Here is a 25,084-nt window from a genome sequence, read left to right as displayed (position 1 = left end):
CCCCGTTTTCTGTCACCTGCTTAAACTTAAGGATCGTCGATGCTTACCAACGATCAGCTCGATAAATGGGACCGCGAGAATTTCTTTCATCCCTCGACCCATCTGGCCCAACATGCCCGTGGCGAAAGCCCTAGCCGGATCGTCCAGACCGCAAGCGGCGTGTATATTGAGGATCGCGACGGCAACCGCCTGCTGGACGGGTTTGCGGGCCTGTACTGTGTGAACGTCGGCTATGGCCGTCAGGACATCGCAGATGCGATTGCCGATCAGGCGCGCGAACTGGCCTACTATCATGCCTATGTCGGCCACGGCACCGAGGCATCGATCACCCTGTCGAAAATGGTTCTGGACCGCGCGCCCGACCACATGTCCAAGGTGTATTTCGGCCTGTCGGGGTCGGATGCGAACGAAACCAACGTCAAGCTGATCTGGTACTACAACAACATCCTTGGCCGTCCGGAAAAGAAAAAGATCATCTCGCGCTGGCGCGGGTATCACGGGTCGGGGTTGATGACCGGCTCGCTGACCGGATTGGGTCTATTCCACCAGAAATTCGACCTGCCGCTGGCGCAGGTCATCCATACCGAGGCGCCGTATTATTTCCGTCGTGACGATCTGGATATGTCCGAGGAACAGTTCGTCGCCCATTGCGTGGCCGAGCTTGAGGCGCTGATCGAACGCGAAGGCGCGGACACCATCGCCGCCTTTATCGGCGAACCGGTTTTGGGCACCGGCGGCATCGTCCCCCCGCCCACAGGATACTGGGACGCGATTCAGGCCGTTCTGGCGAAACACGACATCCTGTTGGTCGCGGATGAGGTCGTCACCGGCTTTGGCCGTCTGGGCAGCATGTTTGGCAGCACCCACTACGGGATGAAGCCCGACCTGATCACCATCGCCAAGGGTCTGACATCCGCCTATGCCCCCCTGTCGGGCAGCATCGTGTCGGACAAGATGTGGAAGGTTCTGGAGCAGGGCACCGATGAAAACGGTCCCATCGGGCATGGCTGGACCTATTCGGCCCACCCGATTGGCGCGGCGGCCGGTGTGGCGAACCTGAAACTGCTGGATGAACTCAGCCTTGTGTCGCACGCGGGCTCGGTCGGGGCCTATCTGAACGCCGCGATGAAGGACGCCTTGGGCGATCACGCCCATGTCGGCGATATCCGCGGTGAAGGCATGCTCTGCGCCGTTGAATTCGTCGCGGACAAGGACAAGCGCACCTTCTATGACGCGGGCGACAAGATCGGGCCGCAGATTGCCGGTGCTTTGGCAACCCACGGTGTGATCGGGCGTGCGATGCCGCAGGGCGATATCCTTGGCTTTGCGCCGCCGTTCTGCCTGACCGAGGGTGAGGCGGACATCATCGTTGATGCGACGACCAAGGCCGTAAAGTCCGTCTTGGGCTGAAACAGGGTCTAAAATGCAAACCGGCGCCCCAATCGGGACGCCGGTTTTTTCGTGCCTATTCCGTCGGGATCAGCCGAAGACGGCACCGTCCTGACGCCATACGGCAATCACGGACGAGCGCGGCTTGCCCTCACCATCGGGCCAGTGGCCGCCGGGGTGCTGAATGCCGACAAACGCGACCTTGCGATCCGGCGTCCATGTCAGGCCGGTCACCTCAGCCCCATTCGGCGCGGTCAAAAAGCGTGCGATCTCACCGGTATCGGGATCGCCGACCAGCATCTGGTTGTTGCCCATACCGGCAAAGTCACCTTCGTTGCTGTCGTCACCATCGGTCTGGATCCACAGCAACCCGTCGGACGAGAACGCCATCCCGTCGGGCGAGTTGAACATGTTGCCCGCCGTCACGTTGTCCGACCCGCCATAGGCGTTGTCATAAACGTCGGGGTTGCCAGCCATGACATAGAGATCCCATGCAAACTTGGCCGCGCCGTGATCGCCCCCCTCGGGCTTCCAGCGCACGATTTGACCGTAACGGTTGGTTTCGCGCGGGTTCGGACCACCAACGGGCGTTTCATCGCCACCGGCGTTGGTTTTGACACCACGGTTTTTGTTGTTGGTCAGGGCGCAATAGGCCTCGGCACGATGCGGATGCGCGGCAATCCATTCGGGACGGTCCATCGTAGTCGCGCCAACCTTGGACCCCGCCAGACGCGAGAACACCAGAATATTCTCAATCGACATGCCGGTGGTTTCCGGCGTCAGGGCCAGCCATTCGCCGGTCTGATCATCGTTGAACTTGGCCACGAACAGGGTGCCGTCCGACAACAGTCCCTCGGTCGGCTGACCCGGTGCCCATGTGCCGTTCGAGACGTATTTGTACATGAACTCACCACGTTCATCGTCGCCCATATAGACCACGATACGGCCATCAGCGGCCTGAACCATCTCGGCGTTTTCGTGTTTGAACCGGCCCAGCGCGGTGTGTTTTACCGGCGTGCTGTTCGGGTCAGTCGGGTCGATTTCGGTGATCCAGCCGTGGCGGTGCGGCTCATTCGGTTCAACCGACAGATCATAGCGCGGATCGAATTTTTCATAGGCATAGCGACCCTCGCCACCGATACCGTAGCGCTTTTCCTCGGCGGTCGCTTCACGCTCCTGCGTGGTGCCGAAATAGCCGTTAAAGTTCTCTTCGCAGGTCAGGTAGGTGCCCCACAGGGTCTTGCCCGACCCACAGTTGTTCATCGTGCCCAGCGGCGACATGCCCGCGGGATCGGCGTTGGTTTTGACCAGATCGCTACCGGCGGCAGGGCCGGACATGGTCATCTGGGTATCATGGGTGATGCGGCGGTTGAACGGGCTGTCCACCACAACGCGCCAACCCTCGCCCTGATCGGCGACCTCGACGACCGTGACGCCCTGCATGTTCTTCAGCATCTGAACCTGCTCGGCGGTTTGCGGAACGCCCTCGGCCTCGGCGGGCAGGTTGATTTTCGGGTTCACGTATTCCGAATTGATCGCCAGCAGGACGTGACCGTCTTTTTCAAACGTTTCCATGCCGTCAGTGTTTTCGCCGAATACCTTGTCCGACATGTCGGCCGGAACACCATCAACGGCGGAATAGGCATTTTCTGCCTCAGAGAACAGCGCGTCGCCCCAACGGACCAAGGGGCGCCATTCGTAGCCAGCAGGCACATGGATGTCGAAATCGGTTGCGATCCCGATGGGTTCAAACCCGAACACCGCCGACGCCGCGCGGGCCGAGGTGGCCGAGCCCAGAACGCCACTGCCGAACACAGCCGCGCCCGAACCGAACGCCAACACACCACCAAGGAAACCGCGGCGCGAAATCGCGCGATCTACAACGGCGTCAAAGTCGGAAGTGTCCGCGCGCGGTTGGCGCAGTTCGTCAAATTCGTCCCAGCTAAGGTCGACGGTCGATTTATTATCCATATGCGAAATCTCCTGGCATAAGCGGGGTCCGGCGAACGGGAGGGTTCGCCGATTCCGCGCCACGCTAGGGGTGGTCGGTCACAGTTAGGTGGCAGATTTGTAACGCAGGGATGACGGGCAATTTCCCGCCTTGGATCGGTTAGCCGCCAAGGCGTTTCGACGTATCCTCGACCACATCCCCACCGGCGAACCGCGCAAAGGCACGGCGCCAGTCATCGGCCAATTCAGGCAGGTTAGACAAGGTTTCTGCGTCCACCGTTGATATCTTGCGGGTCAGGCGCGCACGGGTCACATCCGCCACACTCCAGTCGGGACAAGGCCGGTCGATCAGGCTGAATTGATCTCCCGCCGTGACCTCTCCGGTCTCTAACACACGAAAATACCACCCCGTCCGTCCGGTGGTTTGAAACAGATAGGCCATGCGGTCGTTGCCGGTGTGCATGGCCAGCTTCCAACACGGCTGTCGCCCCTGAGAAATCTGGACGGTTGCCGTGCCGATCGTAAACACATCACCGATACAGACAGCGTGTTCGGTCCAATCAGACACCGCGAAATTTTCCCCAAACCGGCCCGGCACCATATCATCACGCCCCAGTTCGTCGCGCCAAACCGGATAATGCGCGGCGCAATAGACATGCACGGCCTTATCCGGTCCGCCATGCACAGATCGGTCGGCCTGTTGATCGCCAACAAGGCCCTCGGACATCAGGGATTGCGCACCGGTGACCAGTGTCTTGTCAATCGCGCTGGCCTCTTTTCCGGGCCACGGGTTGGCCACGCGACCGGTGTAGATCGAGAGCAGTTCTGCGTGTTTCATGCCGCGACGCTATCGACCACCGCCGCGTGCATCAACGCCCAAACAGGGTCTGAAACACTCGATCACGAAAATCCGGCCCGTTTTCACAACTCTGCAAGGTCCGGTTTCAAATCGGGACTCACGCACAATCTTGGTGCTAGCAATTTTGCTGAATACAGAGACGCCTACCTTGAAAGGACTGAATATGCGTAAGTTTACCATCGCTGGTGCATTGGCTTCGATGCTGATCTCGACGGCTGCCTTTGCAGGCGATCAATACGTGGACGAAACGGGCTATGCCGTTTCGGGTTACGACGTTGTTGCGTATTTCTCGCTGCCGCAATCGGCGGTTGGCACTGCCCAAACCGAGGCCGTTCTGGGTTCGGCTGATTACGTGACCGAATACAACGGTGCGAAATTCGCGTTCTCGTCGGCGGACAACCTGGCCGCATTCGAAGCAGACCCCGAAAAATACGCACCCCAGTTCGACGGCCACTGTGCCTATGGTGCGGCTCAGGGTGGCAAGGTTCCCGCCAACCCCCATCTGTGGCGTATCGTTGACGACAAACTGTACCTGAACATCACCAAGAACGTCGTCGGCTTCTGGGAAGAAGACATTCCCGGCAACATCACCAAAGCATACGGCAACTGGGATGGCGGTCTGGAGCCGGCACCGGCTTCGGAAAGCACCATTCCCCAGTACACGTCGCCCGGTCCTCTGACCCACTAAGGCGACAAACGGCCCACCGCCCGGTATGGGGTCGGGCGGTGGTTGCACTTGGCGAGACGGGGTGGTCTGGTGTGGCTTGGCGCACATCAGATAATGCAAAGATATTCAAATGAGTGATCCGAATAGCACCGCACTGGGCGGTATTCGCGTGCTGGACCTGTCACGGATTTTGGCGGGGCCGACGGCGACCCAAACCTTGGCCGATCTCGGGGCCGAGGTGATCAAGATCGAACGCCCCGGTGTCGGCGATGACACCCGTAAATGGGGACCGCCGTTTGTGCTGGACGCGGACGGCGCGGAGACGACCGAGAGCGCCTATTATCTCTGCGCGAACCGCAACAAGAAATCCGTCGCGATCAACTTTGCCGTGCCCGAGGGTCAGGACCTGATCCGCCAGATGGTGCGCGACGCGGATGTTCTGGTCGAGAACCTGAAAACCGGCGATATGGCGCGCTATGGTCTGGACTATGCGACCCTATCCCAGCTTAATCCGCGTTTGATCTATTGCTCGATCACCGGTTTCGGACAGACCGGCCCGAACGCCCATCGCGCCGGATATGACTTTATGATCCAGGGCGAGGCCGGGATTATGAGCCTGACCGGCTCTCCCGATGGGCCGCCTACCAAGGTCGGCGTCGGCATCGCGGATGTGATGTGCGGCATGTATGCGGTGACCGGCATTCTGGCAGCACTTCAGGCCCGCCACAAAACCGGACGGGGCCAGCATATCGATATCTGTCTCTATGACACCCAAGTGTCGTGGCTGATCAATCAGGGCGTTGGCTATCTGACTGATGGCAAGGTGCCCCCGCGGCGCGGCAACGATCACCCGACCATCGTGCCCTATGGCACCTTCCCGTCTGCGGACGGCGATTTCATTCTGGCCGTCGGCAATGACGGGCAATACCGGCGGTTGGTGGACCTGTTGGGCGCGCCGGAACTGGCCGACGATCCGCGCTTCGCGCTGAACGCCGACCGAGTGCGCAACCGCGATGTTCTGGTCCCGATCCTGACCGATCTGACCCGCGCCCAGCCCTCCGCGTTCTGGATCAAGGAATGCGAAACACGCGGCATTCCCGCCGGTCCGATCAATGATCTGTCGCAGGTGTTCGAAGGCGAACAGGTCGCCGCACGCGGGATGAAGATTTCCCTGCGACACCCGCTTTCGGGCAAGGATAGTGTCGATTTGATCGGTAATCCGCTCAAGCTGAGCGATACCCCCGTCACCTATCACAGCGCGCCGCCGGTTCTGGCACAGGACACGGCCGAGACGCTGAAATCCATTTTGAACCTCAACGACACGGACCTTGGGCAACTGGCCAAGGACGGCATTATCGGGCTGAACGAATGACCACAGACACACGCACCGGCGCGGATATCGTCGGCACCTCCTTGGCCCGCGCGGGCGCAACCCATGCGTTCGGCGTCCCCGGGGGAGAGGTTCTGGGCCTGATGCAAGGTCTGGACAACGCGGGGATCAAATTCGCCCTTGTGCGCCACGAAAATGCCGGTGGTTTTTTCGCCGAGGGTCTGTGGCACAGCGCGGGTAGCCTGCCGATCCTTGTGGCGACCCTCGGGCCCGGCGTGGCGAACGCGGTGAACGTCGTGGCGAACGCCATGCAGGACCGCGTGCCGTTGATCTTTTTGACCGGCTGCGTCGATGCCGCCGAGGCCGAGACCTATACCCACCAAGTGTTTGATCATCAGGCCATGATGCGCCCCATCGTCAAGGGTAGCTTCCGCCTGTCCCACGGGGCTGTGGGCGCGGTGATGGAAAAGGCGATCGCGCTGGCCCTATCCGGTCAACCGGGTCCCGTGCATATCGACGTCCCGATCAGTGTGGCCGAGGCATTGGCCGATGAGGTCCCCGTTGCCGCCTATCCCCGCGATCTGGCCGGTCTGCCCGACGCAGGCGCGCTTGAGGTCGCAAAACAGGCTCTATCCGGTGGGAAAACGCCGATTATGGTCGCCGGTGTCGATGCGGTGAATGAGGGCTCTGGCGGCGCGATCACCGCGTTCTGTAACGCCCATTCGATCCCCCTGATCACCACGTATAAGGCCAAGGGGCTGATGGACGAACGCGATCCCCTGTGTCTGGGTGGGGCCGGTCTGTCGCCGCGTGCGGACAAGGTGCTGATGCCCCTGATGGAACAGGCCGACGTGATCCTGTTGGCCGGCTATGACCCGATTGAAATGCGCATCGGTTGGCGCGATCCGTGGGGTCCCGAAACGACCGTGATCGACATCACGCCTGTTTTGCGCACCCACGGGATGCACCGCGCCGATCACCTGTTGAAAGGGTCGGTTACCGCGACTTTGGCTGGGTTAGAGCATGTTTTGCCCGAAGGACGCTGGACCGGCGACGCCATCGCGACGGCCAAGCGTGATCTGACCGCGACCTATGCCGCGCCGTCCGACTGGGGCGCGCATCAGGTGTTCCATACCCTGCGCGACGCCCTGCCCGAGGATACGATCGTCACGGCGGATTCCGGGGCCCACCGCATTTTGGCGAGCCAAATTTGGAAATGCTATGAGCCGCGCGGGATGCTGCAATCCAGCGCCCTGTGCACCATGGCCTGCGCGATGCCTCTGGCCGGTGGGGCCAAGATGGGCGCGCCGGATCGCACCGTTCTGGCCTTTGTCGGCGATGGCGGTCTGGAAATGGGGGCGGGCGATCTGGCCAGCCTGCGCGATCACGGACTGAACATCATCGTCTGTGTCTTGGTCGACGAAAGCCTGACCCTGATCGAGATGAAACAGCGCGCAAGCCAGCGGCCCAATCTGGGCGTCGATTTCGGCGGGTCCGATTTCGTATCGCTGGCCAAGGCGTTCGGCGGTGTCGGGGTCGAGGTTGAATCGGTGGACGCCCTGAAACAGGCCACCGAAGAGGCCCAAAACAGAGACTGTTTCACCATTATCGCCGCAAAAATCGGGCGGCGTGCCTATGACGGGGCGTTCTGAAGACGCCGCATCATCAACATCGGCGGCAGACGCAGCGCGGCGGCGAACGACAAGAACGCCGTCAGCGCCCAGATCCAGCCATGCAGGCTGCCGCTGGTGACACCGCCTAGGAACGCGCCGATGTTGCACCCCGACGACAGGCGCGCGCCGTATCCCATCAAGAGACCGCCAATAACCGCGGTCACAACGTCCTTGGTGCTGAGGTTCAGAACAGGTTTAAATCGCCCCTGAACGGCCGAGGCACAAAACGCCCCCGCGATCAGGGCAAAGTTCAGGATGCTGGTCGTGTGGGACAAGACCGTCGCCTCAAGCTGTCGCGAACGCCCGCCCGACCAATAGGTCCATTGATCAATCGGCAAACCCGCCGCGATGCCGACCTTGGCCCCCCAGAGGGCAAATGCCTCGGTCACGCCCCAAGGGCGGCGCAGGGTCACAAAGATCATGATGCACACGATGGCCAACGCGACGGACCCGACCCACGGATGCCACGGCCCGCGCAACAGGCGCGTGTCGCGCAGACGCGGTGCGGGGGCGGATTGAACGTTCCATTTGCGCTCTAACCACAGGGTCAGGACCACCAGCGCCCCGCAGATCGCATAGGTGATCGCCACCGCGCCCCCGACGCCAAAGTTGCGCACGAAGGACACCGGCGCCACCTGCCCAAGGCCAAGCCAGAACGGCACATGCGCCGTGCCCAGAACCGATCCGGTGATAAAGGCCGCCAGCGCGATCATCATCCGCGTGCTGCCCCCGCCCGCCACGAACAGGGTGCCCGAGGCACAGCTACCGGCCAGCGACATGCCGATCCCGAACACGGCCGCGCCGAACAGGAAACCAGGACCCACGGGAACAACCCACCCGCCGGTTTTTCCCGCCGCAATCAACGTAAAACTCACCGGCACGACCAAGGCGATCAGTAACATTTGGGCCCGAATGCCGCGCCCAGACCCCTCGGTCACGAACCGGCGCCAGCCGCCCGCGAACCCGAACGCCGCATGATACAGGGCAAACCCCGCCAGAAACCCGGCCAGAACCGCCCATATCCGCGTGTACGATTCCAAATACACCTGCGCGGCGGTCAAAAATGCAGCAACTAACAAAGACATAATAATGGGAAAACGTTGCATCCGACCTCCGATTGGCGGTGTTTTGCCTAGCATACTGAAACATTTGGGCAGGAAAACTGACTTATAGGTGAGCTTACAATCTCGTGAGTTGCATGAGTGCCGCGCGACCGGCCATCCAAGGTACAGAGCTGGGATTTGGCTGTCTGTCTATGGGGGCAGAATTTTCGAAACATTCCTGAACACTGCGTGACGTGACGGCCACGTGAGTTGCAGTTCAGGGCGCCCCAACGACATGCAGTACAAGTATTTTTTGGAGACGACGATGCCAAGCACAACTGATTTGTCCGGTATGGAGACCACACTCGATCCTTCAATGATCGGACGTTGGAACGACACGATCATGGGGATCCTGTCGCATTCGGCAGACGCGGGCGTGCACATGAACGCGGTGATCGAGGGCGATCCGGATTTCGCATTGGCCCAAGCGATCCGTGGCGTGTCCTGCCTGTTGCTTGGCCGTCGCGAAATGGTGTCGGTCGCCCAAGAGGCCCACGCCGCCGCCGTGGCCGCCGCCCGTCGCCGGATGCCGACCGCACGGGAAATGGCGTTTGTGGATGCTCTGGGCTATTGGCTGGCCGGTCATCCCAGCAAGGCGGGCGTTCTGATCCAAGAACAGTTGGACAAACACCCCACCGATGCCTTGGCGATGAAAATGGTCCACGCGATCCTGTTCGTGATGGGCGACCCCAAGGGCATGCGCAAATCGATCGAAGGCGTCCTCGGGCATTGGGACGGACATCAGGCGCATGGGTATCTGATGGGCTGTCACGCGTTTTCGCTTGAGGAAACCGGCGACTATGCGCTTGCCGAAAAGATCGGGCGCAAGGGCGTCGAACTGGCCCCGCGCGATGCATGGGGTCTGCACGCCGTGGCCCACGTTTACGACATGACCGGTCGCGCGGATCAGGGTCTGAAATGGCTGGACGGTCGCGAAGAATCTTGGGCCCACTGTAACAACTTCCGCTTTCACGTCTGGTGGCACCGTGCGTTGATGCATCTGGACATGGGCGAATATGACGCCGCGCTGGATCTCTATGACCGCGAAGTGCGCGCCGAACAGACCGACGATTACCGCGATATTTCGAACGGCGCGTCGATGCTATCGCGTCTGGAAATCGAGGGCGTCGACGTCGGCAACCGCTGGGAAGAACTGGCCGATATTTCCGAACGTCGCTCGAATGATGGCGTTCTGGCCTTTGCCGACCTGCACTATCTGTTGGCCCTGATCGGGGGTGAGCGGGAAACCGCCGTCAAAACCCTTGTCGGCAACATGGCCAAGGCCCGCAACGAGGATGGCGAAGCCAGCAAAATTATCCACCATCCGGGTCATGATGTGGCTCTAGGCCTGCAGGAATTCGCCTCTGGCAACTTCCCTGCGGCATGGATCCAACTGCGCGAAGCACGCGGCGGTTTGCAGGCCATCGGCGGCAGCCACGCCCAGCGCGATGTGTTCCAACGTATCACTATTGAAGCGGCAATCAGAGGTGGATATCTGGACGCAGCGCAAATGCTTTTGGATGAACGGACGACTCAGCGTGGCGGCTATGTCGACGGGTACACCATGCGCCGCCTGGACCTGATCGCTTCGGCGCGCGGACAGGCCGTTTAACGTCATTTTCGGGATGAATAGAGTGACGACACCCACACAATCCGCAGGGGCACCGGCAAAGGCGCCCCGCGATCCGCGCTTGGACTTTTTCCGCGGGATCGCAATGTACATTATCCTGATCGCCCATATCCCCGGCAACAAATGGACGCTGTGGATTCCGGCGCGTTTCGGCTTTTCCGACGCGACCGAAATCTTTGTGTTCTGCTCGGGCATGGCCTCGGCAATCGCGTTTGGCGGCGTGTTTGCGCGGGCCGGTTGGGCGATGGGCGCGCTGCGTATTCTCCACCGCATGTGGCAGGTCTATTGGGCCCATATCGGCGTGTTCTTTACCATCCTGTTGTCGATGGTTCTGTTGAACGCGACGGGTCTGTTCGAAAAGGACTATATCGGGTCGCTGAACCTCTATCCGTTCGTGAACCAGACGGCCGAGAATCTGCTGGGTCTGATGACCCTGACCTATGTGCCGAACTATTTCGATATCCTGCCGATGTATCTGGTCATTCTGGGGATGATCCCCTTTGCGATGGCCCTTGCGCGCATCCACCCCGCACTGGTCATCGCCAGTAGCATCACCCTGTGGCTCTATGCGAACCAAGGGGGCACGAACCTGCCCGCCGAGCTGTGGTTCGAAAACGGCAGCACGCGCCAGTGGTTCTTTAACCCCTTTGCCTGGCAATTGGTGTTCTTTACCGGCTTTGGCTTTATGGCGGGTTGGTTCCCTGCCCCGCCGAAACGCCGTGATCTGATCGCTCTGGCCGCCGTGGTCGTGATCGTGACAGTGCCGTTTGCCTGGTACAAGATCATCGGCGCCTCGCCCTTTGTGCGCGAATGGCGCAGCGATTGGGCGATCCATATCAACAAGACGCAATTCGGCGTGCTGCGCTATGTGCACTTCCTGTCCGTGGCCTATCTGGCGTGGGTCTGGGCCGGTCCGATGGGCGCGCGTCTGAACGGCAGCGCCACCAAGGAACGCATCATCGGTGTGATCCGCAAGGTGGGTCAGCAATCCCTGGCCGTCTTCATGACCTCGATGGTTTTGGCGCGGTGGCTGGGCGTTCTGTTTGACGTCTATGGCAACGGTCCGGTGCAGGCCACGCTTGTGAACCTGTTTGGCGCGGCGATCATCACGGGCACCGCCTATTTCGTCGCCTATCTGAAATCGCAACCGTGGCGAAAATCCGTGGAACGGAAACCCGCCCCGACGGTTGATCATGCGCAACCCATTGTGCAGGTGCAGCAACGATGAAAAACGATCTTTCCCGACGCGAAGTTTTGACGGCCCTTGGGGCATTGGGTCTGGGGGCCGCAATGTCCGGTACCGCCCATGCGGTCGAGGCCGAGGAAACCGCCGAAATCTACGGCATGGACCTAAGCGAGGCGCGCCCGTTTTCCCCCGATCTGGTGATGGAAAAGGCCCGCGCCCTGTCGAAATCCCCCTATCGCCCCATTCCGCGCATCTCCGAGGAATGGAGCGCCCTGAACTATGACCAGTTCCGTGGCATCTGGTTCGACACGCGCCATTCCCTGTGGCGTGGCGAGGACAGCGCGGCCCAGATTGAGTTCTTCCCGACCGGATCGACCTATGTCGAACCCGTGGTGATCAACGCCGTCGCCGATGGCCAGATGCGTGAGGTACAATTCCACCTGCGCAACTTTGACACCACCGACCAGTTCCCGAAACTGTCGGATGAGGGCAACGGTTTCTCCGGTTTCCGCGTCCTTGGCGAGGTTGAGCGCGAAGGTCAATTCCAAGAATACGCCGTGTTCCAAGGGGCCAGCTATTTCCGCGCCATCGCGCGCGGTCAAGCCTATGGTATTTCGGCGCGCGGTCTGGCCCTGAACACCGGTAGCAGTCAGGGGGAAGAGTTCCCGATTTTCCGCGAGTTCTGGGTCGAAAAGCCCACGCGTCAGGGCGAAACAGTGACTGTTCATGCCCTGTTGGATAGCCCCAGCGTGTCTGGCGCCTATCGCTTTGTCATTGATCAGGGCAACCAGACGGTGATGGACATCGAATTCACCCTGTTCCCGCGCAAAACCATCGATCAGGTGGGCATCGCGCCGGGCACGTCGATGTTCCTGTTTGACCAGACCAACCGCGCACGGTTCGACGATTTCCGCGACGCGGTGCATGACAGCGACGGCTTGCTGATGATGAACGGCAATGGTGAATTGCTGTGGCGTCCGTTGAACAACCCCGTGGGACTTGGCGTCAGCTATTTCTCGGACAATGGTACGCGCGGGTTTGGCTTGATGCAGCGCTCGCGCGGGCTGGACGATTTCGGCGATTTGCACGCCCATTACGAACGCCGCCCGTCCCTGTGGGTCGAACCGCGCGGCGAATGGGGTCCGGGTCATGTGATTCTGTTCGAAATCCCTGCGGACAAGGAAATCTATGACAACATCGTTGCCTTCTGGCGGCCCGAACAGCCGCTAGAGGCCGGTCAGGAATATTCCTATGCCTATCGGTTGCATTGGTGTGACGATGCCCCGATTGAGGGTGACGTCGCCCGCGTGATCGACACCCGTACGGGCAAGCGTATCTTCCAAGAGGGCCGCCTGTTTACCGTCGATTTCGCGCCCCATCCGGGTCTGGGTGTGGATCCCGCCGCGCTGACCCCGCGGGTCTGGACGAACCGTGGCGAAATCACTGGCGCGATCGTTCAGATGAACCCCGCGACCGGCGGCATGCGCTTGGCATTTACACTGATGGCCCCTGAGGACGTGAAACAGGTCGAACTGCGCGCGGAACTCCTGCGCGAGGACGCCCGTGTCAGCGAAATCTGGCTGAACCGTTGGATGGCATCATGACCGACATGCCCCGCGACATCACGCAGATGCCCCCGCGCCTGTCGATGCCCGATCAGGATCTGAAACAGCCGTTTCACGATCCCGCCGCGCCGGATCAATTGACGCCGGTGCATGGGGTGTGGTTGGCCCGGATCTTCCTGTTCCTGTTGCCCAGCTTTCTGACCGGATTGCTGGCCCATACGTGTTACACGTGGTTTGCGGCGGCGGGCGATGTGACGCCGCCCGAACTAACCCTGACCGCCGTGATCGCGTTTTCGTTCTTTTGGGTGGCGTTCGCGTTGGGCAGTGCCGTTTTGGGCCTGATCCATTCGCCCGACCCGCGCGTGACCACCGCCGATCCGAAACAGGCCGCGCCGATGGACGTGGCGATGTTGGTGATGATGTATGGCGAGGACGCGCGCGACACCATCGGGCGTGCGGCGGAACTGACCTCGGGCCTGAACACCTATGGGGACAACCACCGCTATACCCTCTACGTGCTATCAGACACGCGCGACATGGCACTGCAGCGTCAAGAGGAACTGGTCGTCGCCGAAATCTCACGCGAGATGCCGAACACCGACATTTTCTACCGCTGGCGCCCCGAGAACCGCGACTATAAATCCGGCAACCTGCGGGAATGGGTCACGACCCAAGGCGCAGGATTCGACGCCATGCTGGTGCTGGACGCCGATAGCTATATGACGCCCGAAACAGTGTCTAAGCTTGCCGATTTGATGTCGAATGACCCGACCGCCGGCCTTTTGCAACCGATCAACCGCCTGTTGCCGGGCGAAAGCTTCTGGCAGCGGATGCAGGAATTCGCGGTTGAGGTCTATGGCCAAACGCTTGGCCGTGGCTTTGCCCTGTGGACGGGGAATGAGGCGAACTATTTCGGCCACAACGCGATGATCCGCACGGCGGCCTTTGCCACCGCCGCCGGTCTGCCGCATTTGCCCGGTCGTCGTCCGCTGGGCGGTGTGATCCTGAGCCACGATTTCGTTGAGGCCGCCCTGATCCGCCGCGCCGGTTGGTCCGTGCGTATGGTGCCCGAGGCCGAAGACAGCTTTGAGACCACCCCCGAACACGTGCCCGCCTATATCAAGCGCGACCACCGCTGGTGCCAAGGCAACATTCAGCACATGCGCCTGTTGCGCGTTCCCGGCCTGAGCTGGATTTCGCGGTTCCACATGCTGCAGGGCGCGATGGCCTATCTGACGTCGCTGGCGTGGCTGTTCCTTGTGGTGCTGTGGACGCTGGTCGGGGACCACACAACGAACGGTATTCTGGTATATTTCAAGCCCGACGATCCCCTGACCCCGATGTGGCCCAAGTTCCCAAGCATTTCGCTTGCCATGGTGGCCGGTCTGATCGCGGTCGCCCTGATCGCGCCAAAGGTTTTGGGCGCGATCGGCTTTATCGCACGCGGCGGTCTGCGCGGGAAATCCGCGATCCGGTTTGTCGCCTCTATGCTGGTTGAGATCGTCGTCGCGGTTGCGATTGCACCGATCCTGATGCTGCAACATGTGCGCGCTCTGACCCGTATTACCCTTGGGCGCGATGGAGGTTGGGGGGCGCATCAATCGGGCACGCCCAGTTTCGGTTGGCTGATGCGGTTTCACTGGATGGAAACGGTTGCCGGTGCGGTCCTATTGGGTCTGGTCGCGGTCGGGGCTGTAACAGTCTGGCTGATCCCGATTGGGGCGAGCTTGGCGTTTGCTGGGCCCCTGTCTGCGCTTTTGGCGCTGGATGCGCGGCATTGGCCTTTGTTCGACTTTCAAAATCAAGAAGCAGCGCGTGACAAGCCTGCCGTGATTTCCATCGAACCAAAACCGGTACTGTAATGAAACGCGCTTTGACATTTTTCGCCGCAGCAAGTCTTGCGGCGCTGACCGCAGGCGGGGCATCCGCCGCCTGCGGGACCTCACCCGATGAATGCGAAATCCCGAACGGCAGCTATCACATCGTGATGCCCGACCACGCCGAAGGTGCGAAAATCCCCGCCGTCGTGTTCCTGCACGGATGGGGCGGCTCCGGCGACGGCACCCTGAAGAACACCGGCATGGTCAAGGCCGTGACCGACCGTGGTTACGCCCTGATCGCGCCCAACGGTTCCCCACGTCTAAGCCGTAACGGGCGGGCGTGGAATTTCCACCCCGATCACCGCAGCGACGGGCGGGATGAGGCTCTATTCCTGCGGGATTTGACCGACGACGCCACCGAACGGTTCAATCTGGACCCCGCGCGCATCGTGCTTGGCGGCTTTTCCATTGGCGGCTCGATGACCAGCTATGTCGCCTGCGAACATCCCGATTTCTTTCCCGCCTATGCCCCCGTCGGTGGCAGTTTCTGGCGTCCGCATCCGGTGTCCTGTGACACGCCTGTGCGCCTTTTCCACATGCACGGCTGGCGCGACGGGACCGTCCCGCTTGAGGGGCGCAGCGTCCTGAACGGCCTACAGGTGCAGGGCGATGTGTTCCACGCCATGCAGATTTGGCGCACGGCCAATCAATGCGCGTCGCAAAAGCCCGATGTGATGGTGACCGAGGGCGACTTCATGACCCGCAGCTGGGGCGGGTGTCAGCCGGGGTCGAACCTGACCTTCACGCTGCACCCCGGCGGGCATTCGGTTCCGGCGGGCTGGGCCGATATGATGCTCGATTGGTTTGAGGGTCTGAACGCGTCCTAATCGACGCTAAACGCCATGATCTGGCTGATCTGGGTAAAGGGTCGGCCAGTTTCATCCGCCCACGCGTTAAAGGCGGCTTGGACATTCGACCATGCCTTTTTCGACGTCGGAGCCTTATCCACGATCCCCTCGACCGACAGGCGTTGCAGGACGTCACCGCTCAGGACATAGGTGCTGACACCCATCATGCGCAACAAACGCTGTCCCGTCGCCCCACCCAGACGCGCGCCGCGCTTGGCGATGTCGAGGTACAGGCCAGACAGATCGTCCTGAGGCCAATCGGCGATATATGTGGAAAACGACCCTAACTCACCCGAAACGTCCGCAATGAAGCGCGCGTTATCGAAAACCGATTGAATCTTTTGGCCGTTGCGCACAATGCCCTTATCGGCCAGCAGGCGGTCCATGTCCTCATCATGATAGAACAGGATCCGCCCGACATCGAACCCATCAAAGGCCTGCTCGAAGGCGGGCCATTTGGTGTTGATTACGGTCCAACTGAACCCCGCCTGAAACACACACTTGGCCATCGCGGACAGCCACCGATCATCGGGGACCGCAAGGATCTCATCACGCGATTTGGGCCGGGTTAGTGCCTGTTCTAACGCCTCAACCCCGCCTTAACGGGCGACGGCGGTGTCATAAATCGGTTGAAATGGCTGGATGCTCATATCGGGTGTCCTGTGGTGCTCGGGCCCAGCCATTAAACACCACAGGCCCCGCCCTGCGAAAGGGTTTCGCTAGTCCACGTCGACCTGTTCACGCAGGTATGTCTGGACGGCCATCAATTCATCGTCGCGAATTTCATGACCGCCGGAACCGATATGCGTTGTGACCTCGGCCCCTTGATCGCCCAGATAAGATAACAACGCCTCGGTCGATGGCATCGGGCAGATCGGGTCGCGTTGACCGGCCGAGATGAACACGGGCTTGCACGCCAGATCGGGACAGGCATCGGGCGTCCACGGGATCAACGGATGCATGAGGATCAGCGCGTCAAACACATGCGGATGGTTCAGCGCCGTCGCCATCAGGATATTCGCCCCGTTGGAATAGCCGATCCCGATACAGCGCCGCGTGACGTTCTCGACCCGCTGATCCCGCACGAAATCGGCCATCTGATCGACCCGCATCCACAGATCGTCCATGTCATAGACGCCTTCGGCCCGACGGCGGAAAAATCGCGCCGCGCCACGCTCGGACACATCTCCGCGCGGGGAAAGGACGCTTGCCCCCGGTACGACCTGTTCGACAAAGCCGTGGAATTGGCTCTCATTCCCGCCGGTGCCGTGCAACGTCACGATCAGACGGTGATCCCCCGGCGTGTGGCGATAGTGATAGGTCATTTCAGTCCTCAATCGGGGCTAGATACTTGCTCTCGAGCAGATCGCGCAGATGGGCGTGCTGGCTGGGCAGCTTCAGATCCTCGCCCAAATGTTCGGGTGCCTCATCACGGTCGAAACCGGGTTCATCCGTGGCGACCTCAAACAGAACCCCACCGGGTGTGCGGAAATAAATCGCCCAGAAATAATCGCGGTCAATCGGCGGCGTGACATCATACCCCGTATCCATCAGGGCCTGACGCACCTCCAGTTGGGCGGCCTTGTCCGGCACCGAGAACGCAACGTGATGGACAGAGCCCGCGCCCTGTCGGGCCGGATTAGTGTCGATTTGTTCCAAATCGATCACATCCGCACCGTTGCCGTTCTCCATGCGGAACCGACGGACAGAACCTTGGGTGCCCTCTTCCTCATAGCCCATAAACCGCAGCAACTCTGCACTGCTGCCCGTATCGTGCAGGCGCATGGCAACGGAATGAAAGCCCTGAACCGCCATGTCGCTGGACACGCCATTCGACGCCCAACCGGTACGCGGGTCTTCCTGTTCGACAAGCGCGAACACATCCCCGTCCGGCCCGCGAAAGATCAGGCGGGATTGGCCAAACCGTTCGTCACGTGTAACGCCGGTGATGTTCAGGTCCTGCAGACGTGCCTCCCACGCACCAAGGGTCCCGACCGGCACAGCAAAGGATGTCACCGACACCTCACCCGTGCCGGGTGTGCCGCGTTTCGCGCCCTCAAACGGGAAATAGGTCATCACACTGCCCGGATGGCCGCGTTCGTCCCCGTAATACAGGTGATAGACATGCGGCGCGTCGAAATTGACGGTTTTCTTGACGCGGCGCAGGCCCAGCACCTTGGTGAAAAAGTCATTGTTCGCTTGGGCCCCGCTGGCCAGCGATGTGACGTGATGCAGCCCGTTGATCTGGTTCAGCATGGTTTTTCCCCGGTTTAGTGAGTGTCTGGCCATAATGTTGCGCGTCAGGGCGACTTGGAAACACCGACGCGCGAACGGGTTCTGTTGAAATTCGCACACATGATGGTGCGCCCAGAACCAATATAGCACGCATTTTAATTGTTAACCGCCGATTCACACGGGCGCCCTAGGGTCGATCTCGGGTGAAAACGAGGTGGTGAAATGAGCGCACAGCGAAATGCGCCAGTCATCATCAAACGTAAGAAAGTTGTCGCAGGTGACGGTCACCACGGTGGTGCGTGGAAAGTAGCGTATGCTGACTTTGTGACCGCGATGATGGCTTTCTTTATGTTGATGTGGCTGTTGAACGCAACGACTGAAAAACAACGCAAGGGGATCGCGGATTACTTTAATCCGACCATTCCCGTGAACCGGATTTCCGGCGGGGGTGAGGGCGCCTTTGGCGGCGAAAGCATCTTTGCCGAACAGGTTCTGGCGCAATCGGGCACCGGTGCCACGCAAAAGCACACAAGTGATGCCAATCAGGCCCGCGGTCAGATTGACGCCAGTTCCGTGGCGCGGGTTGTCGACCCGTCCGAAACCCTGAAACAGGTGGATCAGGCCCTGAATGCGCTGTCCGGCGAAAGCTTTAGCAGACGCCTTGCCATGCGCCATATCGCGACGCGCCTCACGGATGAGGGGTTGGTGATCGAATTATTCGACCGACCGGATGCGACCCTGTTTTCGGGGTCAGGCGCGGATCTGACGGCGGGCGGTCGCGTGGTTCTGGACATGGTCGCCGAGGTCACGAAAATCGTCACCAACGACATCGCGATTGAGGCCCATATAAGTGCCTATTCCGGCCCATTACGCGAAAATCCTGCGTGGAACCTGTCCGTCGATCGCGCCGATTCCGTGCGTAGGTTTCTGAACACGGATCCAGACATGGATCGGCGTATCGCCCGCGTCACGGGCCACGCCGACAAGGAACCCGTGACCAGCGACGCAACCGCGCCGCGCAACAACCGGATTGAGGTGATTTTGCTGCGCTCGGACCTCTGATGAGGTCGCAGAATAGGTCAAATTTTATGTGTTAGCGCGTTGTTAAGCCTGTTTGCCTAACCCTGATGCAAATCAGGTCGCAGCATCAGAAAGGCGCTAACCATGACCATTTCATCGTCGCTGAACGCCAGCGTCGCGGGTTTGAACGCGAACGCAACGAAACTGGCCACGATTTCGGACAACCTCGCGAATTCATCCACCTACGGGTACAAACGATCCGAGGCCGAGTTCCATTCGCTTGTGATTGACGGGTCCAGCGCGTTTTCCGCAGGCGGTGTGCGCACAACGACCCATCGCCTGATTGATGAACGCGGACCGCTGGTGACCACCGGCAACTCGACCGACATCGCCATCAGTGGCCGCGGCATGATCCCCGTCACCGAAAGCGTTGCATTGGACAACGGCGATGACTTTCCGATGTATTTGATGACCACGGCGTCGTTCTATCCCGACGAGAACGGGGTGCTGACGACGGACACCGGCTTTGTCCTGCTGGGCTGGCCCGTGGAATCGGACGGCACGGTGCCGAACTATCCCCGCGACACCATGGAGGGTCTGGAACCCGTCCAGATCAACGTGAACCAGTTCGCAGGCGATCCCACAACGCGGATGGAATTGGGCGTGAACCTACCCGCGACCGAGACCGCCGCGGATAGTGACGGCGATCCCTTGACCCTGTCGGTCGAATATTACGACAACCAAGGCACATCCGAGACCCTAACCGCGACCTTTACCCCCACCGTTCCCACATCTGGCACTTCGAACGAATGGACCCTGGTCCTAACGGACTCGGCCTCGGGCGGGGCGACGGTCGGGGAATATACGCTGACCTTCGATGACAGCCGCGAAAACGGTGGCACCTTGGCCTCGGTCACGACGGTATCGGGTGGCGCCTATGATCCAACCACCGGCGCATTGACCATCGACGTGGATGGCGGCCCGATTGAACTGAGCATCGGCGCGATTGGCGACACCTCGGGTCTGACCCAGCTGTCGGATACGTTCGCTCCGACCGCGATTGTCAAAAACGGCTCGCCCGTTGGGAACCTGACCGGCGTCGAGATTGACGAGAACGGGTTTGTGCACGCCCTGTACGATAGCGGCTTTACCCGCACGATTTATCAGATCCCGTTGGCCGATGTGCCGAATCCGAACGGCCTCGAGGCCCTGTCGAATCAGGTCTATCAGGTCTCCTCGGACAGTGGCGCGTTCTTCCTGTGGGACGCTGGTGACGGCCCGACGGGTGAGGTCGTCGGATACGCGCGCGAGGAATCCGCGACCGATGTGGCCGCCGAACTGACCCAGTTGATCCAGACACAGCGCGCCTATTCCTCGAACGCAAAGATCATCCAGACCGTGGATGAGATGCTTCAAGAAACCACGAACATCAAACGCTAGGACCTAGCGGATGAGCCTGTCCTCAACGCTCTCCAATGCCCTGTCGGGCCTGACCGTCGCCTCACGCAAGGCCGAGCTGGTGTCGTCCAACGTCGCCAATGCCTCGACCGATGGATACGGGCGGCGCGTCATGGAAACCACCGCCGCCTCAATCGGGGGGCGCGGCGCGGGCGTGGAAATCGTCGGGGTCTCACGGATCGTGGACGCCCAAGTGCTTGAGGATCGCCGCCTTGCCGGTGCAGATCTGGCCGCATCGCAAACCAATCTCACCTTCTGGACCAATCTTGAATTGGCGATCGGCGACGTCGAGTCTGATTATGGCTTGTCGGGCCGGTTGAACAGTTTTGAAACCGCCTTGGTTGAGGCCGCCAGTCGCCCCGATTCCGACGTGCGCCTGCAAAACGTACTGGATTCAGCGACGGCCCTGTCTGACGCCCTGAACTTCGTTTCCGACGAAATCCAGACACGCCGCTCACAGGCCGATGCCGACATCGCGTCACAGGTCGATTTGCTAAACTCGCGACTGGTCCAGATCGCCGACCTGAACCATTCGATCCGCGTGGCCCAAGGCAACGGACAAGACGCCCTTGCCCTCATGGATCAACGTCAAACGCTGGTCGATGACGTCTCGGAAATCGTACCCATCCGCATCGTTCAAGGGGAACAAGGTGACATTTCCCTGTTTACTGCAACTGGCGCGACACTGGTGTCGGGCGGCCACACAGCGGAATTCGGGTTCGCGGCGACTGGCACGATTGTGCCGGAAATGTCTGTGGGGTCTGGCGCGCTGTCGGGTCTAAGCCTTAATGGGGAACCCATCGACTCGCTCGGTCCCCATTCGTTAATCGCGGGTGGCTCCCTTGCCGCGCTTTTTGAAGTCCGCGACATCACCAGCGTGGACGCCCAATCCGAACTCGATGCCGTTGCCCGCAACCTGATCGCGCGGTTTGAAGGCGGAATAGACCCTACATTGGCGTCGGGCGACGCCGGCCTTTTCACGGATTCGGGCGCGGTCCTCGACCCATCGCTTGAGGCCGGCCTTGCCAGTCGCATCGCCATCAACGATCTGGTCGTTCCGGAAAACGGCGGGGATCTCTGGCGGCTGCGGTCCGGCCTTGGCGCCACCAGCCCGGGTGATAGCGGGGATTCCACCCTGTTTCAGGCTTATGCCAGCGCCCTGAACGACCCGCAAACCGCCGACAGTGGCCGGTTCAGCACCATTTCGCGGTCTTTTTCGGGGATGCTGTCGGAATTTGGGGCCTATGTGTCCCAAAACCGCGTCACCGCCGAGGACACCACCGCGTTCGCCGCGTCCCGTCACGACACGTTGCAGCTGGCCGAACTGGCGCAGGGCGTCGACACCGACCAAGAATTGCAGAACCTGCTACTGATCGAACAGGCCTACGCCGCGAACGCAAAAGTCGTTGAAATCGTCGATCAGATGATCGAGTCACTGATGAGGATCTGACCATGACGTCTATCGGACTGGGCGATCTGTCCCAGCAGTTTCAGATGCGCACGCAGAACATGTTGTTGAAACAACGACTGCAGGTGACCTCGGAACAGGTGACAACCGGCGTGGCCGCCGATCCGGCGCGCCACTTGAATGGCGCAACCGCCCCCTTGGCCACGATCACGCGCGAAATTGCCCAGATCAACGCCTATGGCGTCGCCACGGCCGAGGCCGCGTCGGCCCTATCCTTCGTTCAAACGTCCCTCGACACGGTGAACCAGACCGCGAATGAAGCGGTTGAGAGCCTGCTTTTGGCCGGTGTATCGCCCGATCAGACCCTACAAACCAATGCGGCGGCGGATGCCCTGAACCGGCTGGATCAAGTGATTTCGACCCTGAATGTGGAATTCGGTGGGCGGTCTCTATTCTCTGGTGCGGCCGTGGATCGTCCCGCCCTTTCCGCCGCATCCGAATGGTTTGGTGATATCCAAACGGCAGTGTCCGGCGCAACGTCCGTTCAGGACGTATTGGACACCGTTGACGCGTGGTTCGACACGCCCGGTGGCGGGTTCGATACCCTCGCCCATCTCGGCAGCGACACCCCCGCCAGCAAGTTTTTCATCGCAGAGGGAACCGCCGTTTCCGGCCCGCCATCCGTTACTGATCCTGCGATCAAAGAGGTGCTAAAGGGTCTCGTCCTTGGCGCGGTCCTGTCGGACGACGCGTTGTTGTCAGGGGTTGAGGGCGCACGCGATCAACTGGCCCAAACGGCGGGTACATCTCTGTTGGGCGCGGTGGATTTGCTGACGGGATTGCAGTCCAACATCGGCATCAACGAGGAAAATATCGCCTCGGTTCAGGTGCAACATCAAACCAACCTCAACGCCCTTGAGATCGCCCACAACGAACTGATTGCGGTCGATCCGTACGAACAAGCCACGCTGCTTGAATCGACCCAAACACAGCTTGAAACGCTCTATACGATCACCGCGCGCCTGTCGCGCCTGAACCTTGCGGATTACCTGTAATGCTTCGACTTTTCGCCTTTCTTTTTGCTCTATTACCCGCCGTCGCATCCGCCTCGCCCATCCGGATTAAGGATCTGGTCGAATTCGACGGGGTGCGCGGCAATGACCTTGTTGGTTATGGCTTGGTCGTCGGTCTAAACGGCACGGGCGATGGCATCCGCAACGCACCCTATACCGAGGAAATGTTGGCGAACCTCCTCGAACGGCTGGGCGTGAACGTGACCGGCGAACAATTCCGCCCGAAAAACGTAGCCGCCGTTTTCGTCACGGCCAGTTTGCCGCCTTTTTCCCGCGCGGGCAGCAAGATCGACGTCACGGTCAGTGCGATTGGTGACGCCAAAAGCTTGCTTGGCGGGACCTTGATCATGACCCCCCTTAACGCGGCGGATGGACAGATTTACGCGGTCGCCCAAGGGTCGGTTATCGCCGGAGGCGCATCTGCGACGGGTGCGGGTGAGTCCGTCGTACAAGGCGTTCCGACGGCCGGCCTGATCCCCGCAGGTGCGCGGATCGAACGTGAGATTGATTTCGATTTTACATCTCTGAATAGCCTACGTTTGGCCCTACGCACCCCCGATTTCACGACCGCGGGCCGGATTGAAGACGCAATCAACCGCGAATTCGGGCGGTCCGTTGCGCGGATGCTGGACGCCGGCACGATTGAGCTTGACATCCGCGCAACGCGAATGGATTCACCGGCGCACGCGATTGGTCGCTTGGAAAACCTACCCGTCGAACCCCAGCGCAAGGCGCGCGTTGTGGTCGATCAACGTTCGGGCACCATCGTCATGGGCGAAGACGTCCGCATTTCCCGCGTCGCGGTCAGTCAGGGAAACCTGACTCTGCGGATTTCCGAACAGCCCTTGGTCGTTCAACCCAATCCGTTTGCCGCCGGTGAAACCGTGGTCGTGCCGCGCACCTCGGCCAGTTTGAACGAGGAACCCGGAACCGGATTGGCCGAAGTACCGACCGGCACGACCCTGTCCGAAGTGATCGCAGGGCTGAACGCGCTTGGCGTCAGCCCCCGAGATATGATCGATATTCTGAAAAGCATTAAGGCCGCAGGCGCCCTACATGCCGAATTCGTGGTGCGTTAGACACCGTATCCGCGGACCAAAGCCTCGGAAATCAGGGCCCAGCCATCGACGACCACAAAGAATGCCAACTTGAACGGCATCGAAACAACGGCGGGCGGGACCATCATCATCCCCATCGACATCAGAACTGCCGCAACGACAAGATCGATGATCAGAAACGGCAGATAGATCAGGAACCCGATCTCGAACGCGCGTGAAATCTCCGAGAGCAGGAACGAAGGTACCAGAACAGACAAATTATCATCCTCGGGACGCGCGCCCGTCGATTCCGCGCGCAGATCCTGAAACCGGATCAAGGTCTCAGGTTCCGTACGCGCAGACATGAACGACTGAAACGGGTCCAACATGCGTTCCAAGGCGGGACGCAGGTCGATTTGTTCGTTCAAGAGCGGCGACAGGCCACCCGTCCACGCGTCCATGAACACCGGCTCCATCACGAAATAGGTCAGGAACAGGGCCAAACTGACGATCAGCATATTGGGCGGGGATTGCTGTAGTCCAATCGCCTGTCGCAGGATGGAAAGGACCGTCACGATGAACGGGAAACAGGTGATCATCATCGCCAGTCCCGGCACGATCGACAGGACCGTGATCAGGACGATCAACTGGATACTGCGCCCCGCCAATGACCCTTCATCCCCTAAGGGAATGGTTAGGTCCTGTGCAAAACCGACCGTCGGAAACAGACAAAGAAATAAAACGACTAAAATTCTAAAGGTCGGGGCGCGCAT

Annotated in this window: 21 protein-coding genes; 14 read left to right on the top strand and 7 right to left on the bottom strand. The window is 60.5% G+C overall.

The annotated features are described in order from the left end of the window. Positions 1-39 precede the first annotated feature (39 nt). The gene (locus R1W00_RS17200) at positions 40-1,410 is read left to right on the top strand and encodes an aspartate aminotransferase family protein (RefSeq protein WP_317264006.1); all 1,371 of its coding nucleotides are present in this window, start codon (positions 40-42) and stop codon (positions 1,408-1,410) included. Between the two features lie 69 nt (positions 1,411-1,479). Here R1W00_RS17200 and R1W00_RS17195 read toward each other — a convergent pair whose 3' ends face one another. Both R1W00_RS17195 and R1W00_RS17190 read right to left on the bottom strand, forming a co-directional pair. Next, positions 1,480-3,360, bottom strand: a complete 1,881-nt coding sequence (locus R1W00_RS17195) for a PhoX family phosphatase (protein WP_317264005.1) — start codon at positions 3,358-3,360, stop codon at positions 1,480-1,482. A 139-nt stretch (positions 3,361-3,499) separates the two neighbouring features. Further along, positions 3,500-4,177, bottom strand: a complete 678-nt coding sequence (locus R1W00_RS17190; protein WP_317264004.1) for an MOSC domain-containing protein — start codon at positions 4,175-4,177, stop codon at positions 3,500-3,502. A gap of 184 nt (positions 4,178-4,361) precedes the next feature. Here R1W00_RS17190 and R1W00_RS17185 point away from each other — a divergent pair, with 184 nt between their 5' ends. The 3 genes from R1W00_RS17185 (at position 4,362) to R1W00_RS17175 (ending at position 7,847) form a co-directional block, all read left to right on the top strand. Further along, on the top strand, positions 4,362-4,886 hold the full coding sequence (locus tag R1W00_RS17185) for a YHS domain-containing (seleno)protein (protein ID WP_317264003.1): 525 nt from the start codon (positions 4,362-4,364) through the stop codon (positions 4,884-4,886). 109 nt (positions 4,887-4,995) lie between these two features. Beyond that, the gene (locus tag R1W00_RS17180) at positions 4,996-6,237 is read left to right on the top strand and encodes a CaiB/BaiF CoA-transferase family protein (RefSeq protein WP_317264002.1); all 1,242 of its coding nucleotides are present in this window, start codon (positions 4,996-4,998) and stop codon (positions 6,235-6,237) included. Beyond that, positions 6,234-7,847, top strand: coding sequence for a thiamine pyrophosphate-binding protein (locus R1W00_RS17175; RefSeq protein WP_317264001.1), 1,614 nt, complete (start codon positions 6,234-6,236; stop codon positions 7,845-7,847). Before R1W00_RS17180 ends, R1W00_RS17175 begins: the two co-directional genes overlap by 4 nt. Here R1W00_RS17175 and R1W00_RS17170 read toward each other — a convergent pair. Further along, a complete protein-coding gene (locus tag R1W00_RS17170; protein WP_317264000.1) occupies positions 7,829-8,908 on the bottom strand; it encodes a YeeE/YedE family protein in 1,080 nt (359 codons plus the stop codon). The two genes, R1W00_RS17175 and R1W00_RS17170, sit on opposite strands and share 19 nt — an antisense overlap. A gap of 328 nt (positions 8,909-9,236) precedes the next feature. Between R1W00_RS17170 and R1W00_RS17165 the strand changes: the two genes are divergently transcribed. From R1W00_RS17165 to R1W00_RS17145, 5 genes are read left to right on the top strand one after another with little or no spacing between them, the layout of a single operon-like run. Then, a complete protein-coding gene (locus tag R1W00_RS17165) occupies positions 9,237-10,583 on the top strand; it encodes a tetratricopeptide repeat protein (protein ID WP_317263999.1) in 1,347 nt (448 codons plus the stop codon). A gap of 13 nt (positions 10,584-10,596) precedes the next feature. Further along, positions 10,597-11,829 (top strand): OpgC family protein, encoded by a 1,233-nt coding sequence (locus tag R1W00_RS17160; protein WP_410901575.1) that lies wholly within the window; start codon positions 10,597-10,599, stop codon positions 11,827-11,829. Beyond that, positions 11,826-13,391, top strand: a complete 1,566-nt coding sequence (locus tag R1W00_RS17155; protein ID WP_317263997.1) for a glucan biosynthesis protein — start codon at positions 11,826-11,828, stop codon at positions 13,389-13,391. Before R1W00_RS17160 ends, R1W00_RS17155 begins: the two co-directional genes overlap by 4 nt. Then, the gene (mdoH, locus tag R1W00_RS17150) at positions 13,388-15,214 is read left to right on the top strand and encodes a glucans biosynthesis glucosyltransferase MdoH (protein WP_317263996.1); all 1,827 of its coding nucleotides are present in this window, start codon (positions 13,388-13,390) and stop codon (positions 15,212-15,214) included. Before R1W00_RS17155 ends, mdoH begins: the two co-directional genes overlap by 4 nt. Next, on the top strand, positions 15,214-16,059 hold the full coding sequence (locus R1W00_RS17145; RefSeq protein WP_317263995.1) for an alpha/beta hydrolase family esterase: 846 nt from the start codon (positions 15,214-15,216) through the stop codon (positions 16,057-16,059). Before mdoH ends, R1W00_RS17145 begins: the two co-directional genes overlap by 1 nt. Here the strand turns inward: R1W00_RS17145 and R1W00_RS17140 are convergent. The 3 genes from R1W00_RS17140 to R1W00_RS17130 all read right to left on the bottom strand — a co-directional run bounded on the left by R1W00_RS17140 (position 16,056) and on the right by R1W00_RS17130 (position 18,336). Next, positions 16,056-16,589 (bottom strand): DNA-3-methyladenine glycosylase I, encoded by a 534-nt coding sequence (locus tag R1W00_RS17140; RefSeq protein ID WP_317263994.1) that lies wholly within the window; start codon positions 16,587-16,589, stop codon positions 16,056-16,058. The genes R1W00_RS17145 and R1W00_RS17140 overlap by 4 nt on opposite strands. Positions 16,590-16,799: 210 nt before the next feature. Continuing rightward, complete coding sequence (locus R1W00_RS17135; protein WP_317263993.1) at positions 16,800-17,405, bottom strand: alpha/beta hydrolase; 606 nt, start codon at positions 17,403-17,405, stop codon at positions 16,800-16,802. A gap of 1 nt (position 17,406) precedes the next feature. After that, complete coding sequence (locus R1W00_RS17130; RefSeq protein WP_317263992.1) at positions 17,407-18,336, bottom strand: VOC family protein; 930 nt, start codon at positions 18,334-18,336, stop codon at positions 17,407-17,409. Positions 18,337-18,537: 201 nt separating this feature from the next. Here R1W00_RS17130 and R1W00_RS17125 point away from each other — a divergent pair, with 201 nt between their 5' ends. From R1W00_RS17125 to R1W00_RS17105, 5 genes are all read left to right on the top strand, one after another. Then, complete coding sequence (locus R1W00_RS17125; protein ID WP_317263991.1) at positions 18,538-19,377, top strand: flagellar motor protein MotB; 840 nt, start codon at positions 18,538-18,540, stop codon at positions 19,375-19,377. 102 nt (positions 19,378-19,479) lie between these two features. Then, on the top strand, positions 19,480-20,775 hold the full coding sequence (locus R1W00_RS17120; RefSeq protein WP_317263990.1) for a flagellar hook-basal body complex protein: 1,296 nt from the start codon (positions 19,480-19,482) through the stop codon (positions 20,773-20,775). 10 nt (positions 20,776-20,785) lie between these two features. Then, positions 20,786-22,243, top strand: coding sequence for a flagellar hook-associated protein FlgK (gene flgK, locus R1W00_RS17115; protein WP_317263989.1), 1,458 nt, complete (start codon positions 20,786-20,788; stop codon positions 22,241-22,243). A 2-nt stretch (positions 22,244-22,245) separates the two neighbouring features. Continuing rightward, positions 22,246-23,256: a flagellin gene (locus tag R1W00_RS17110; RefSeq protein WP_317263988.1), complete on the top strand. Its 1,011-nt coding sequence runs from the start codon at positions 22,246-22,248 to the stop codon at positions 23,254-23,256. Beyond that, the gene (locus R1W00_RS17105; RefSeq protein ID WP_317263987.1) at positions 23,256-24,353 is read left to right on the top strand and encodes a flagellar basal body P-ring protein FlgI; all 1,098 of its coding nucleotides are present in this window, start codon (positions 23,256-23,258) and stop codon (positions 24,351-24,353) included. Before R1W00_RS17110 ends, R1W00_RS17105 begins: the two co-directional genes overlap by 1 nt. Here R1W00_RS17105 and fliP read toward each other — a convergent pair. Continuing rightward, a complete protein-coding gene (gene fliP / locus R1W00_RS17100; protein WP_317263986.1) occupies positions 24,350-25,084 on the bottom strand; it encodes a flagellar type III secretion system pore protein FliP in 735 nt (244 codons plus the stop codon). The two genes, R1W00_RS17105 and fliP, sit on opposite strands and share 4 nt — an antisense overlap.

Origin of the sequence: Rhodovulum sp. FJ3, assembly GCF_032918305.1 — a bacterium.
Classification (GTDB): Bacteria; Pseudomonadota; Alphaproteobacteria; order Rhodobacterales; family Rhodobacteraceae; genus SAT37.
The sequence above is the reverse complement of the archived record's forward strand: the minus strand, read 5'-3'. Positions and strand labels throughout refer to the sequence as shown.